14 protein-coding genes are annotated in these 14,188 nt (G+C 58.3%); 5 read left to right on the top strand and 9 right to left on the bottom strand.

Features of this window, described 5'->3' with window-relative positions; translation table 11 throughout:
• Positions 1-20: 20 nt before the first annotated feature.
• A complete protein-coding gene (locus ABTV22_RS07030; RefSeq protein WP_433739182.1) occupies positions 21-260 on the bottom strand; it encodes a sulfurtransferase TusA family protein in 240 nt (79 codons plus the stop codon).
• 100 nt (positions 261-360) lie between these two features.
• On the opposite strand from ABTV22_RS07030, the gene ABTV22_RS07025 reads away from it, so the two are divergent.
• A complete protein-coding gene (locus tag ABTV22_RS07025; RefSeq protein ID WP_433739181.1) occupies positions 361-1,794 on the top strand; it encodes a M48 family metalloprotease in 1,434 nt (477 codons plus the stop codon).
• A 69-nt stretch (positions 1,795-1,863) separates the two neighbouring features.
• Here ABTV22_RS07025 and ABTV22_RS07020 read toward each other — a convergent pair whose 3' ends face one another.
• The 4 genes from ABTV22_RS07020 to rpoE form a co-directional block, all read right to left on the bottom strand.
• The gene (locus ABTV22_RS07020; RefSeq protein WP_433739180.1) at positions 1,864-3,291 is read right to left on the bottom strand and encodes a DegQ family serine endoprotease; all 1,428 of its coding nucleotides are present in this window, start codon (positions 3,289-3,291) and stop codon (positions 1,864-1,866) included.
• Positions 3,292-3,469: 178 nt separating this feature from the next.
• Positions 3,470-4,432, bottom strand: coding sequence for a MucB/RseB C-terminal domain-containing protein (locus tag ABTV22_RS07015; RefSeq protein ID WP_433739179.1), 963 nt, complete (start codon positions 4,430-4,432; stop codon positions 3,470-3,472).
• An 8-nt stretch (positions 4,433-4,440) separates the two neighbouring features.
• A complete protein-coding gene (locus ABTV22_RS07010; RefSeq protein ID WP_433739178.1) occupies positions 4,441-5,028 on the bottom strand; it encodes a sigma-E factor negative regulatory protein in 588 nt (195 codons plus the stop codon).
• Positions 5,029-5,059: 31 nt separating this feature from the next.
• Complete coding sequence (gene rpoE, locus ABTV22_RS07005) at positions 5,060-5,641, bottom strand: RNA polymerase sigma factor RpoE (RefSeq protein ID WP_003172477.1); 582 nt, start codon at positions 5,639-5,641, stop codon at positions 5,060-5,062.
• 557 nt (positions 5,642-6,198) lie between these two features.
• Here rpoE and nadB point away from each other — a divergent pair.
• On the top strand, positions 6,199-7,815 hold the full coding sequence (nadB, locus tag ABTV22_RS07000; protein ID WP_433739177.1) for an L-aspartate oxidase: 1,617 nt from the start codon (positions 6,199-6,201) through the stop codon (positions 7,813-7,815).
• On the opposite strand, the gene ABTV22_RS06995 is transcribed toward nadB, so the two are convergent.
• Both ABTV22_RS06995 and ABTV22_RS06990 read right to left on the bottom strand, forming a co-directional pair.
• A complete protein-coding gene (locus ABTV22_RS06995) occupies positions 7,784-8,236 on the bottom strand; it encodes a protein YgfX (protein ID WP_433739176.1) in 453 nt (150 codons plus the stop codon). The two genes, nadB and ABTV22_RS06995, sit on opposite strands and share 32 nt — an antisense overlap.
• Positions 8,220-8,474 carry a succinate dehydrogenase assembly factor 2 gene (locus tag ABTV22_RS06990; protein WP_007930227.1) on the bottom strand — a complete coding sequence of 85 codons (255 nt, stop codon included), beginning with the start codon at positions 8,472-8,474 and terminating at the stop codon, positions 8,220-8,222. The genes ABTV22_RS06995 and ABTV22_RS06990 overlap by 17 nt, the downstream gene beginning before the upstream one ends.
• A gap of 149 nt (positions 8,475-8,623) precedes the next feature.
• Between ABTV22_RS06990 and ABTV22_RS06985 the strand changes: the two genes are divergently transcribed.
• Positions 8,624-9,565, top strand: a complete 942-nt coding sequence (locus tag ABTV22_RS06985; RefSeq protein ID WP_433739175.1) for a YgfZ/GcvT domain-containing protein — start codon at positions 8,624-8,626, stop codon at positions 9,563-9,565.
• 36 nt (positions 9,566-9,601) lie between these two features.
• Entirely contained in the window at positions 9,602-10,423 is an 822-nt protein-coding gene (locus ABTV22_RS06980; RefSeq protein WP_433739174.1) for an HDOD domain-containing protein, read from the top strand.
• A gap of 143 nt (positions 10,424-10,566) precedes the next feature.
• On the opposite strand, the gene ABTV22_RS06975 is transcribed toward ABTV22_RS06980, so the two are convergent.
• Positions 10,567-11,955 carry a sensor histidine kinase gene (locus ABTV22_RS06975; RefSeq protein WP_433739173.1) on the bottom strand — a complete coding sequence of 463 codons (1,389 nt, stop codon included), beginning with the start codon at positions 11,953-11,955 and terminating at the stop codon, positions 10,567-10,569.
• Positions 11,948-12,619 (bottom strand): response regulator, encoded by a 672-nt coding sequence (locus ABTV22_RS06970; RefSeq protein ID WP_175390297.1) that lies wholly within the window; start codon positions 12,617-12,619, stop codon positions 11,948-11,950. Before ABTV22_RS06970 ends, ABTV22_RS06975 begins: the two co-directional genes overlap by 8 nt.
• Before the next feature lie 238 nt (positions 12,620-12,857).
• Here ABTV22_RS06970 and ABTV22_RS06965 point away from each other — a divergent pair, with 238 nt between their 5' ends.
• A complete protein-coding gene (locus ABTV22_RS06965; RefSeq protein WP_433739172.1) occupies positions 12,858-14,150 on the top strand; it encodes an OprD family porin in 1,293 nt (430 codons plus the stop codon).
• The last annotated feature ends 38 nt before the right edge of the window (positions 14,151-14,188 follow it).

Below are 14,188 nucleotides of genomic sequence, written 5' to 3'. Positions count from 1 at the left end.
AAGAACAAACGCCGCAGGTTTCAGGCTTTTTTCAACCAATAGCGGTACACACCCGCCTCATCTTCTTCACGAAGCAGCGTATGACCGGCCAATCGGGCAAAGGTGCGAAAGTCGCGCTGAGAACCCGCATCGGTGGCGACCACCTTGAGTATCGCGCCACTGGCCATCCGGTTGAGTTCCATCTTGGCCTTGAGCAACGGCAACGGGCAATTCAAGCCACTGGCGTCCAGTTCAACGTCATGGGCTACAGCGTCGGTCATTGCATCACTCCGGTTCAGGTGGTTGAGAGTTGCCTAGAATATCTGGTCGCAAGGCTGGTGTCCGGCTACAGTAAGGTCTTTGTCGACTAAGGCTCTGTGCATGACTTTTTTGCGCCCTACCCTGCTGACGCTCGCTTGCCTGCTCGCCTCACCGGGCTTCGCCGACGACTTGCCGTCACTCGGCGACGCCAGTTCTGCCATTGTCTCGCCGCAACAGGAATATCAGTTGGGCCGCGCGTGGCTGGCGCTCTTGCGCAGCCAGGTGTCGCAGCTCAACGATCCGCAGCTCAAGGATTATGTCGAATCCAGCGTTTACCGACTGGTGGAGACCAGCCAGGTCAATGATCGGCGCCTGGAGTTCATCTTGATCAACAGCCCGCAACTCAACGCCTTCGCAGCGCCGGGCGGAATTGTCGGGGTCAACGGTGGCTTGTTCCTTAACGCCCAGACCGAAGGCGAGTATGCCTCGGTACTGGCTCACGAATTGGCTCACTTGTCACAACGCCACTTCGCCCGTGGCGTCGAAGCCCAGCAGCGCATGCAAGTACCCATGATGGCCGCATTGCTGGCCGGGATTGTGATTGCCGCGGCGGGTGCCGGCGATGCCGGGATCGCGGCCATTGCGGGTACCCAGGCAGCGGCGATCCAGGAACAACGGCGCTTCTCGCGCCAGAACGAACAGGAAGCGGACCGCATCGGCATTCTCAATCTGGAAAAGGCCGGTTACGACCCACGCTCGATGCCCACCATGTTCGAGCGCTTGGGGCGTCAATACCGCTTCGATGCCAAGCCACCGGAGTTCCTGCTGACTCACCCGGTGACTGAATCGCGGATTGCCGACACCCGCAACCGCGCAGAACAAGCTCCACAGGGCGGCATTGAAGACTCGCTGCGTTATCAATTGATTCGCGCACGGGTACAACTGATCTATGAGGAAACCCCTGGATTGGGCGCCAAGCGCTTCCGGGCGCAACTTGATGAGAACCCGAAAAGCGATGTCGCCCGATATGGCCTGGCGATCGCCCAGGTCAAGGGCGGCCAACTGAACGAGGCACGGGAAAATCTCAAGCTACTGCTGGCCAAATCGCCAAACGAGATCATTTACAACCTCGCGCAAATCGATCTGGATATCACCAACAATCGCCTGCCGGACGCACAGTCCCGGGTGGACCGGATGCTGACTCAGTACCCCGGCAACTATCCACTTAACCAGGTACGCGTCGATCTGTTGCTGAAACAGAATCGCACCGCCGATGCCGAAAAAGCACTTGAAGGCTTGCTCAAATCGCGCCCGGACGATCCAGACGTGTGGTATCAGGTGGCTGAAACTCGCGGCCTGTCGGGCAACATCATTGGTTTGCACCAGGCACGCGCAGAGTACTTCGCGTTGGTCGGCGATTATCGCCAGGCCATCCAGCAACTGGATTTCGCCAAGCGGAAGGCTGGCAGCAACTTCCCGCTGTCGTCACGCATCGATGCCCGTCAGCGAGAACTGATGGAACAGGAACGCATGATCAAGGACATGATGGGCTGACCGTTTCATATTTCAGGCACAAAAAAACCGCCTCTTGCGAGGCGGTTTTTTATTGGCCCAACAACTGGATCATTCAGCCAGTTTGAACGTGATGAAGCTGGCACGACCCTGGCGTAGAACCCGCATCGATACCGAACGATTCTTCGGTAGCGCCTTGGCAATGTCAGTGAATTGCTTGGTGGACTCGATGGCCTGATTGTTCAGGTGGGTAATGATGTCACCCGGTTGCAGGCCGATCATCGCAGCAGGTCCGTCTTGAACCTCTTTGATCAGTACGCCGCCTTTGAGGTCGTAGGTTTTCTTCTGTTCGGCAGTCAGCTCAACGACCGAAACTCCGAGACGATTGCTGCTGCTCTCGATGCTCGATTTCGGCAGTGCATCCAGCTCCTGGTCTTCGTCAGGAATGGCTCCAACTGTCAGTTCGACGTTCTTGCGCTTGCCCTCACGGATCACTTCCAGATTGGCCTTGGAGCCAGCTTTCAGCGCACCAACCAGGTGTGGCAGGTCGGCGGACATGACGATCGGTTGACCATTCATGCTCAGGATTACGTCACCCACTTGCAGGCCCCCCTTGGCTGCCGGGCCGTCATCCTGGATCTGGGCGACCAGCGCACCAGCTGGTTTCTCAAGACCGAACGATTCGGCCAGATCCTTGTTCACTTCCTGGATCACCACGCCCAACCAGCCACGACTCACTTTGCCACCGCTTTTCAGCTGGTTCGAAACATCCATGGCCACATCGATCGGAATTGCGAAGGACACGCCCATGAAGCCGCCGGAGCGGGTGTAAATCTGCGAGTTTATCCCGACCACCTCGCCGTTCAGGTTGAACAGCGGTCCACCGGAGTTACCCGGGTTGATCGGCACGTCGGTCTGGATGAACGGCACATAGTTTTCGTTCGGCAGACTGCGACCGACTGCGCTGACGATGCCTTGGGTCACCGTGTGGTCAAAGCCAAAGGGTGAACCGATTGCCACGACCCACTGGCCGGCTTTCAGATCCTGAGACTTGCCGAGCTTCAGGACCGGCAGGTCCTTGCCTTCGATTTTCAGCAACGCCACGTCAGAACGTGGATCGGTACCGATCAGCTTGGCCTTCATTTCACTGCGGTCGGCAAGGCGTACGAGAATCTCGTCGGCATCGGCGATCACGTGATTGTTAGTCAGGATGTAACCATCCGAAGAAATGATGAAACCCGACCCAAGGGATTGAGCTTCACGCTGGCGATCACCGCGAGGCGAGCGAGGTTGTGGCGGCATCCCTCGTTCGAAAAATTCGCGCAGCATCGGCGGCAAGCCTTCGAGATCAGGCATCTGCTGGTTTACTTTACGATCCGGCAGTTTCTGGGTGGTACTGATATTCACCACCGCAGGTGAGGCCTGCTCGACCAGCTGCGTGAAGTCAGGCAACTCGGCCGCTTGTGCAGAGACAGCCTGACCGAGCACCAGCACAGTGGCAAAGATGGAGAGATAGGACTTTAAACGTGGTATCGACATACGGCTCCCGTTACGACGAGCATGGTTAAGCGATATGGATCAAGGAACACCGGGAAAGATACGCCGGTATTTTTGTTCCGGAAACAAAAAACAAGGCCAGAGCCGAGGGGCTCTGACCTATAAAAAATTCCGAGGGTATTTGCAAATTGAAATGTTCACGAAACATTTCGATCTCGGCTCACTGCTTGGTGGCAGCAGCGGCATCCGTTCGCATGGATAACGCTATCCGCTCAGCGGTGCCTGCCGGAATCTCGCCGACCACAGTCACCATCATCTCGCCTTGTGGTGTCGTCAGGCGCCGGGAAACAGCAACGGTTGGTCCAAGCTGAGTGCGGGTATCGGTGAATGCAGCACCATTCAATTGCTCGAGGAATACCGAAAAACGCGCCAAGCCATCGTCATACAGCAAGCTGTTGACTTGGGTTTTTGTCTCGGGATCCTTGCGAGCGGTACTGCTGGTGAGCTCAAAGCCCGGCGGCAGCCAGTCTGAGTGCCAAACCTGTGCCGTTTTGACTGCCGAAGCCTTGTCACTTTCGAGGTTGACTACTTTGCAATCGGCGCCAGGCTGCAAATCCGTGTCGGAAGGCGTATCCACGGTATCGAGTTGCGTGAACTGGAATCGCTCAAGCAGTCGCCCTTTGTCATCGAGCAACAGTGATTTGAGCGGCAAGCCGGTTTCTTTATCCAGATGCAGTTCAAACCCATAGCGGTGTTGATCGCGAGGCGTCAGTGAAACAATCACTGCCGCACGGCCGGCCACACGCGACTTGCCAATAACGGCAAGGTCATACCAATTCTTGAGTTTTTGAGGATCGAGTGGACGAGCTGCAGAGTTCGGAGAGTCGCCCAACCCTGCGATCAGGGTGCCGCTGACGCATTGAGTATGCCCATCAATGCGTACAACCTCCTGCGCCGAACCATCGAGCTGGAGTAGACGCTCGCGGACCTTACCATCCTGGACGCGGTGCCAGATGTTGTGGGTAGAAAAACTACCGTTACGCTCGTAGACGAAAGTACCGCGAAAGCTTTGCTGCTGCTCGGCCTGACCAAGACGGGTCAACCAGTCCTGAGCTTCATCGGCGTGGGCTGGAACAATAATCCAGCCACCAAGCAGAAGCGTAAGTAGAGGTATGGCGCGCATGATCCTCCTTAGCGGTTTTCCAGGCTTGCTGCACGAGCGTAAGGCAGAGCGCTCTCAGAACCTTTCAGTGCAGCCTGCTGAGCATGTTGGCGCAAGTAGCCTGGCAGACGTTGATCGTGCCAGCCTGGCTGACCTTGCAATACGCCGCTGGCCATGGGACCGGTGGCTTCCGAACTCTCATTGTAGCCTGCCAGAACAGCCGGACCCTTTATTTGAGGAGCGACCAGATTCTGCTGGCTGGACTGCTGCGCCAATTCGACACCAGCGATTTCGTCTTGGTTGTACAGACGAACACCCGCCAGCACAGCAACGGTAACCGAAGCAGCAACAGCCAGTCGGCCCAGGCTGCGCCATGGTCCACGGGAGGCCTTTGCCGGCACGGCTTCGTCAGCCAGCGCTGCAGAGACGGCTGCCGCGATATCCAGACGTGGAAGCAGCAGGTCCTTGTGCATCGCTGCCCGAGCGATCTGATAACGAGCCCAGGTTTCACGGGTTTCAACATCGTCGCAGGCACTGAGTACCCGACGCAATTCCAATTCGTCCGCTTCGTTATCCATCACTGCGGACAGCGATTCCTGCAGGGCTTCACGACTCATGGCGTTCCTCTCTTGGCTGTCGCCGCTGTCTTTAGTTTTCCTGCAACAACGGCTGCAGGGCTTTATCGATGGCCTCCCGGGCGCGGAAGATCCGGGAGCGCACGGTGCCCACCGGACATTGCATGACGCTCGCAATGTCCTCGTAACTCAGACCATCGAATTCACGTAAAGTTAACGCCGTACGCAAATCTTCCGGTAGTTGCTGAATGGTTCGATGGACGGTGCCCTCGATCTCATCCCGCAGCAAAGCCCGTTCTGGCGACTCGAGATCCTTGAGGCCATGATCGCCATCGTAGAACTCTGCATCCTCGGAACTGACATCGCTATCCGGCGGCCGACGGCCGCGTGAAACCAGATAGTTTTTCGCCGTATTGATGGCGATGCGGTAAAGCCACGTGTAAAACGCACTATCTCCGCGAAAATTTCCAAGCGCCCGGTACGCCTTGATAAAGGCTTCCTGCGCCACATCCTGGGCTTCATGGGTGTCGTGCACGAAACGCACGATCAACCCGAGAATTTTGTGCTGGTATTTCAGCACTAGCAGATCGAAAGCACGCTTGTCGCCGCGTTGAACGCGTTCGACCAGCTGCTGATCCTCTTCCTGGGTTAGCATGAACACTCCTCGATAAGCTCGGAGGAGGCTTGCATCACTAAACGACCGGGCTTGCAAACATAGACTCGGGCTTTTCGCAAAAGTTCTCCCCCTCCAGGCAAGTTTCCTGCGGGCTCTGATTCGGCACGCACGAAAAGCGCAGCGCGAGATTCCCCGGCTGCGCGAATAATCTTGTCATCGGATTCGCCGACAAGGATCCAATCTCAAATCCTGCTCTGAAGCCGACACTGTCCTTTTAATCAGGCAACCGTCTATTGATCTTGGGCCTTTGGCAAAAGTTCCAAATATTTATAGCTGCGCGAAACCGACATTGTGCAACCGTGAAGGGAAAAAGACTGTTAAATCCGAGATAAAGTGCTGTTGTCACCCTTTCGGTGAAAAAAACATCCGACGAAGCGTCAAGTCTTTTCAGTCACAGTAGTTTCACAATGCCATATAGGCCCGGCTATTGTGCCGCTCCCCCCCTCTATATACTAGTGGGCTGTGCAGTTGCCGACCTTGCCTTCCAGATGTCCAGCGCCTACCCCGACCCGGGTCGCTTTGAGCGGAATCCTGAAATGAGCCAACAGTTTCAACACGATGTTCTGGTAATTGGCAGCGGTGCTGCCGGCTTGAGCCTTGCGCTGACCTTGCCCGATCATTTGCGCATTGCCGTACTGAGCAAAGGCGATCTCGCCAATGGCTCAACTTTCTGGGCCCAGGGGGGAGTTGCTGCCGTCCTGGATGATACCGACACCGTAGAATCCCACGTCGATGACACCCTCAATGCCGGTGGCGGGTTGTGCCATGAAGACGCCGTACGCTTTACCGTCGAGCACAGCAAAGAAGCGATTCAATGGCTGATCGACCAGGGGGTTCCCTTCACCCGTGACGAACAATCCGGCAGCGAAGATGGTGGTTTCGAATTTCACCTGACCCGCGAAGGCGGTCACAGTCATCGCCGCATCATCCATGCTGCCGATGCCACCGGTGCAGCCATTTTCAGAACCCTGCTCACCCAGGCCAAACAACGTCCGAACATCGAGTTGTTGGAACAACGGGTGGCCATCGACCTGATCACGACAAAGCGCCTGGGCCTTGAGGGTGATCGCTGCCTGGGAGCCTATGTACTCAATCGCGGCACTGGCGAAGTCGACACCTATGGCGCCCGCTTCGTGATCCTCGCCTCCGGTGGCGCAGCCAAGGTCTATCTCTACACCAGCAACCCCGATGGCGCCTGCGGTGATGGCATCGCCATGGCCTGGCGTTCCGGCTGCCGGGTGGCAAACCTGGAATTCAACCAGTTTCACCCCACCTGCCTGTATCACCCGCAAGCCAAGAGCTTCCTGATCACCGAAGCCCTGCGCGGCGAAGGTGCACACCTGAAGCTGCCCAACGGCGAACGTTTCATGCCGCGCTTTGACCCAAGGGCCGAACTGGCACCGCGGGATATCGTCGCCCGCGCCATCGACCATGAAATGAAGCGCCTGGGTGTCGACTGCGTTTATCTGGACATCAGCCACAAGTCCGAAGATTTCATCAAGACGCACTTCCCGACTGTGTACGAGCGCTGCCTCGAGTTTTCCATCGACATCACCAAGCAACCGATTCCGGTGGTTCCGGCGGCGCACTACACCTGTGGCGGCGTCATGGTCGACCAGCAGGGTCGCACTGACGTACCCGGGCTCTACGCGATCGGCGAAACCAGTTTCACCGGCCTGCATGGTGCCAATCGCATGGCCAGCAACTCACTGCTGGAGTGTTTTGTTTATGCCCGTTCGGCAGCGACAGACATCATGGAGCAGTTGTCACAGGTTGCAGCGCCCGTCGCCCTGCCCGCCTGGGATGCGAGCCAGGTGACTGACTCCGATGAAGACGTGATCATTGCGCACAACTGGGATGAGTTGCGGCGTTTCATGTGGGACTACGTCGGCATCGTGCGCACCAACAAGCGCCTGCAGCGGGCTCAACACCGGGTTCGCTTGCTGCTTGATGAAATCGATGAGTTCTACAGTAATTACAAGGTCAGCCGGGACTTGATCGAACTGCGCAACCTGGCCCAGGTGGCCGAGCTGATGATCCTGTCAGCCATGGAACGCAAGGAGAGTCGTGGCCTGCATTACACCCTCGATTACCCGAACATGCTGCCGATCGCCCTGGACACTATTCTGGTGCCGCCCACCTACGCCGACTGAACTTGAGCCGGACCCGCAAGCGTCGGTGCAGATCCGCCGCTTGCGAATCCCGGGGCACGCAAACCGCCCTGACCCGTCGCTCACCGCGCATTCGAAAGCGCAGCACCACGACCAATGGCAGCGCCAGGCTGTCCGGCATCAGTTGCACGGGCTGCCATCCCATTGACTGACTCCACAACTGCCAGCCCTCGACATTGCGCCGCAAGCCGCGAAATGCCTGCGGATGGGTCAGCAGTATCTGACGCGGCAGCGCCCAGACGGTATGTAGCAGGCAGCACAAAACACCGAGCACAATGGCCCAGATCGGTAGATTGAGTAAAAACAGCGAACCCAGCGCAAGCACCTGGGCGAAAAGGTACGCCGCCAGCAACAGCCCTGAGGCCTGCCAGCGGCATTCAAACGAATCACTTGGGCTGGACACGATCCAGAATCATGCGAACCATGCGCTGAAGCTCCGGATCTTCCGACTCGGAACGCTCCATGAACCAGCCGAACATGTCCTGATCTTCGCATTCGAGCAGCCTGACATAGCAGGCGCGATCCACATCGTTGAGGTGCGGATAGACCTCTTTCACAAACGGCACCAGCAACACGTCAAGCTCAAGCATGCCCCGGCGGCTGTGCCAGTAGAGGCGATTCAGTTCAACATCTTCGACCATGGAGCGCTCCTCAAATAGGCCGCAAGTATACAGCCCCTCGCCTTATCGAACAGTCGGCTTTGGTCGGTCACCGACGATCCTTTGTGAACTACCCATTTCATGGGCGCCCCCTTATCATGTCCGCCAGACTCTTTACCCTGCGATGACCCATGGCCGATTCTGCTTTTTTCTGCACGCTGTCTCATGAAGGTGTTCTGGCGGTCCGCGGCGCGGACGCCAGCAAGTTCCTGCAAGGACAATTGACCTGCAACCTCAACTACCTGAGCGATTCCCAGGCCAGTCTTGGCGCGCGCTGCACGCAGAAAGGCCGGATGCAATCGAGTTTCCGCATCCTGCTCGAAGGTGACGGTGTGCTCATGGCCATGGCCACCGAGTTGCTGGAACCGCAATTGGCTGACCTGAAAAAGTACGCGGTGTTCTCCAAGTCCAAACTGACCGATGAAAGCGCCGCCTGGGTCCGCTTTGGCGTCGAGCATGGCGATACCGCGCTCGATAGCCTCGGACTTGCATTGCCGGCAGACACCGACAGCGTCGTGCGCCATGAGGGACTGATCGCCGTTCGCGTTTCGCCGGGCCGCGCCGAAATCTGGGTCACTGCCGATCAATCCGCCAACATCAAGGGCAAGCTGTCCGCCCTGCTGGCTGAAGGCGACCTGAATCAATGGCTACTGGGCCAGATCCGTGCAGGGATCGGCCAGGTGATGCCGAACACCCGCGAATTGTTCATTCCGCAAATGCTCAATCTGCAAGCCGTAGGCGGTGTCAGCTTCAAAAAAGGCTGCTATACCGGTCAGGAAATCGTCGCGCGGATGCAGTATCTGGGCAAACTCAAGCGCCGCCTGTATCGCGTGCAACTGGATGCCAGCGAACTGCCTGAACCCGGCACCCAACTGTTTTCCCCAAGCCATGGCAGCTCAATCGGTGAAGTGGTGCTCGCCGCCCGTGCCGAACAGAACATTGAACTGCTGGCGGTGTTGCAAGCCGAAGCGGCGGAGGCCGGTGACATCCATGTCGGCGCGCTCGACGGCCCTGCCCTGTGCTTGCTCGACCTGCCCTATTCACTGGACCGCGACCGCGAAATCCAGCGTTAATCGCTGTATTTTTTTTGCGACACCTAGAGAAACGAAATGAGCGAGCTGGCGGAAAAGGTCCAAAAGGATTTGGTTGAGGCCATCGATAACGATGACCTGGTTCTGCCGACACTACCGGAAGTGGCGTTGCAGATTCGCAAGGCCGCTGAAGACCCTGACATCGGTATCAGTGATCTGAGCAAAGTGATCGGTCGCGATGCGGCGCTGTCGGCGCGGCTGATCAAAGTGGTCAACAGCCCGCTGCTGCGCGCCACCCAGGAAGTCACTGACCTGCATACGGCGATCACACGCCTGGGCATCAATTACAGCAGCAACCTGGCTATCGGCCTGGTGATGGAACAGATTTTCCATGCCCGCTCCGAAGTAGTGGAGCAGAAAATGCGCGATGTATGGCGTAGAAGCCTGGAAATCGCCGGCGTCAGCTATGCGTTGTGCCGTAGCTACACCAAGCTCAAGCCTGATCAGGCAGCCCTTGGTGGATTGGTGCATCAGATCGGTGTCCTGCCGATCCTGACCTACGCCGAAGATCACTATGAATTGCTGTCCGACCCGGTCAGCCTGAACCATGTGATCGAGCACATTCATCCACTGCTGGGCGACAAATTGCTCAGGGTCTGGGAATTTCCGGACATGCTGGTGCAAGTGCCGTTGCTGTATCAAAACTTCAAGCGCCAATCCGAACAGCTCGATTATGTCGATCTGGTGCAGGTGGCCAGCCTGTATTGCCATAAAGACACCGATCACCCGCTCTCGCGCATCGACGCCTCCAGTGTGCCGTCCTTTATCAAGCTCGGGATCGATCCCGACAACAAGGCGATGTGCGCTGACCTGGAGGAAACGCGGTCGATGTTTTATTGATCATTGTGGCGAGGGGATTTAGCGAAACGTCGCACCGCCCCGTTCGGCTGCGAAGCAGTCGTAAATCCAGGCAAATCGGCCTGTCTGCTGGGGCCGCTTCGCAGCCCAACGGGGATAAATCCCCTCGCCACAGGGTGCAGTAGTCACTCCCCGGCAACAAAACTCACCCGCACCTTCAACCCGGCCCGCTCGCCATCGTGCAGGCTGATCTGAGCCAGGTGCGCACGGCAGATCTCGCCGACAATCGCCAGGCCCAAGCCCGACCCCGCCACTTGCTGGTTGCGCCGATAAAAACGCTCGAACACCCGTTCACGTTCGTCGAGGGGAATGCCCGGCCCGTCATCCTCAACTTCCAGCACCGCCGGTGCCGACACCCGCAGAATGACATTGCCGCCCGGTGGCGTGTGGGCCAGGGCGTTATCGACCAGATTGCTCAACAGCTCGTTCAATAAGGTCGGCTCCCCCCGTAGCCAGACCGGCTCGTCGGCCTCCAGCGCCAAAGCCACCCCGCGCTTATAGGCCAGCGGCGCCATCGCCATACCCAGCTCCCGCGCCAACTGACTCAGATCGAGCAACTGCGCACCACCCTCGGCAATCGCCCGCGCGCCATTTTCGACCCGCGCCAGCGAGAGCAATTGATTGGCCAGATGGGTCAGGCGATCAGTGCCCTGAGCCGCGGTTTCCAGGGTGTCGCGCCAAGTCTGCGGCTCGGTCGAGCGCAAGCCCAGTTCCAGTCGCGCTTTGAGTGCCGCCAACGGCGTACGCAGCTCATGGGCGGCATCGGCAATGAACTGCGCCTGACGCTCGAACTGACCGCGCAGGCGCTCGGTAAAGTGATTGAGCGCGCGCACCAGCGGCCACAATTCGTGCTGCACTTCCACCAACGGCAATGCACGCAAATCATCCGGCTGGCGCTCTTCCACCGCCGTGCGCAAGCGCTCCAGCGGGCGCAAGGCCGCACTCACTGCAAACCACACGATCATCAGCGCCCCGACCGCGAGCATTCCCAGACGCAGCAACGTATCTGCCGCCAGGCTGCGGGCCATTCGGACGCGGGCCTCATCGGTTTCTGCTACGCGGATTTCCGCCATGCCATTCATGTTTGGCTCACTGACGGGTTTGAGCAGGCTGACCACGCGAACATTCTGTCCTTGATAGGTCGCGTTGTAGAAACGCGCCAGCGCCGGATAGTCATCGGTACGCGGTGTACCCGGCGGTGGTGGTGGCAGGTTTTCGTACCCGGAAATCAGTTTCTGGTTGATGTCGTTGACCAGATAGAAAATCCGCCCGGCGCTGTCGTAGGCAAAGGTATCGAGCGCAACATAAGGCACATCGGCGCTCAGCGTACCGTCGCGCTGGGTAACGCCAGCGGCGATTGTCCGCGCCGACGCAAGCAAGGTTCGGTCATATGCGGTGTCCGCCGCTTCGCGACCGTTCCAATAAGCACTCAAGCCACTGGCCAACATCAACACCACCAGCAACAGCGCCAGGTTCCACAGCAAGCGCCAGCGCAGGCTGCTGGGCTTATGCATCACGGCTTTCCAGCAAATAACCGAGGCCACGGAAGGTCACGATGGCGACCGGTTGTCCGTCGAGCTTCTTGCGCAAGCGGTGCACGTAGATTTCGATGGCATCGGGGCTGGCCTCTTCGTCGAGACCGAAAACCTGGGAGGCCAGTTGCTCCTTGCTCATCACTCGGCCGGGACGGGCGATCAGGGCTTCGAGCACGGCCTGCTCGCGGGAGGTCAGGGTCAGCAACTCTTCGCCGAGGGTGAAGCGTCGGGTGTCGAGGTCATAGGCCAATACGCCGCAGCGCTGTACACGTTCGCCACCCAGCACGCTGCGGCGCAGCAAGGCCTTGACCCGGGCTTCGAGCTCGGTCAGCTCGAAAGGCTTGGCCAGGTAATCGTCGGCGCCGAGGTTCAGCCCGTGGACCCGATCCTTGACGTCGCTGCGGGCAGTCAGCATCAACACCGGCAGGTTCTTGCCCCGCGCTCGCAGACGCGCCAGCACTTCGAAACCATCCATGCGCGGCAGGCCGACATCGAGTATCGCCATGGCGTACTCCTCACTGCCCAACGCGAGGTCGGCAGCCACGCCATCGTGCAACACGTCCACGGTCAACCCGGTGCTCTTGAGCGCCTGGGCAACACTTTCGGCGAGCTGCAGATGGTCTTCGACGAGCAGAACACGCATGGATCTTTACCTCATTCAGGGATGGTCGACGCCATTCTTTGGCGCGGAGTTTACAGCGGCATCCGCCGCTGTGAAGCCCGAAAAACCGTGAAAGCCCGATGAAAGGTTAGCGAAAGGTTAGCCCGTTACAGTCCTGCCACGGACAGTTTCGACTGCCGTCGCTGCTGCCAGACAGCGATCCGAAAAACGCCTCGAAGCGTTTTCGACCAATAAGAACAATAAACGGAGTAAGTCATCCATGCAGTCCTTGCAGACCCAGGCTATCGCGCCTGCTCGCCTCTCCCGTTTCAGCTACACCGCCCTTGCCAGTGCCACCGCGCTTGCCGGTTTTTCGCCGTTGAGCCAGGCCGATTTCATCAAAGACAGCTCCGCCACTTTCGAAACCCGCAACATGTATTTCAATCGCGACTTTCGCGACGGTACCAGTGCCCAACAATCCAAGCGTGACGAGTGGGCCCAGGGGTTCATGCTCAATCTGAAATCAGGCTACACCGACGGCACCGTGGGGTTCGGTATCGATGCGTTGGGCATGATGGGGGTCAAGCTCGATTCTAGCCCTGACCGCACCGGTACAGGGCTGCTGCCAACCCATGACGACGGACGCGCGGCTGACGAATACTCCAAGCTCGGCCTGACCGGCAAAGTGAAGATCTCCGCCAGCGAATTGAAAATCGGCAGCCTGATTCCGGAACTGCCGATCCTCAAGCCCAACGACGGGCGCATCCTGCCGCAGACCTTTGAAGGCGGCATGCTGACCTCCAAAGAGATCAAGAACCTGACCTTCACCGGCGGGCGCCTGGACAAGGCCAAGGATCGCGACAGCACCGACTTCGAGGACGTTGCCCTCAACAACAAGAACAGCCGCTTCGCCGGAACGGTGGCCGGCGAACACTTCGATTTTGGCGGCGTGGACTACAAGTTCACCGACAAGATCACCGGCAGTTACCACTTTGCGCAGCTCGATGAAGTCTACAACCAGCACTATCTCGGGCTGATAGCTTCGCAGCCGTTCGGCCCCGGCACCTTTGCCAGCGACCTGCGGTTTGCCATCAGTGATGACCAGGGCGAGGCCCGTGGCGGCAAGATCGACAACAAGTCCCTCAACGGTCTAGTGAGTTACGCCTTGAGCGGACACAAGTTCAGCGCCGGCTACCAGCACATGTCCGGCGACAGCGCATTCCCGTATGTGGATGGCACCGACCCGTATCTGGTGAACTTCGTGCAAATCAACGACTTTGCCGGCGCTCAAGAGCGCTCCTGGCAAGCACGTTATGACTTCGACTTCGTCACCCTTGGTGTCCCCGGTTTGAGCTTCATGAGCCGTTACGTAAGCGGTGACAATATCAAGCTCAAGAACGGTGACGAAGGCAAAGAGTGGGAACGCAACACCGAAATCAAATACGTCGTACAAAGCGGTGCCCTCAAGGACGTCGCCGTACGCCTGCGCAATGCCACTTACCGTTCCAATTATTCTGCTCGCGATGCCGATGAAGTGCGTCTGCTGGTGAGCTATAGCGTTGCCCTTTGGTAATTCAGTACGTCCATAACAACAACTCCCAAGGAGACTTG

This window comes from Pseudomonas putida, from assembly GCF_050990305.1.
Lineage (GTDB): Bacteria > Pseudomonadota > Gammaproteobacteria > Pseudomonadales > Pseudomonadaceae > Aquipseudomonas > Aquipseudomonas putida_AH.
The sequence above is the reverse complement of the archived record's forward strand: the minus strand, read 5'-3'. Positions and strand labels throughout refer to the sequence as shown.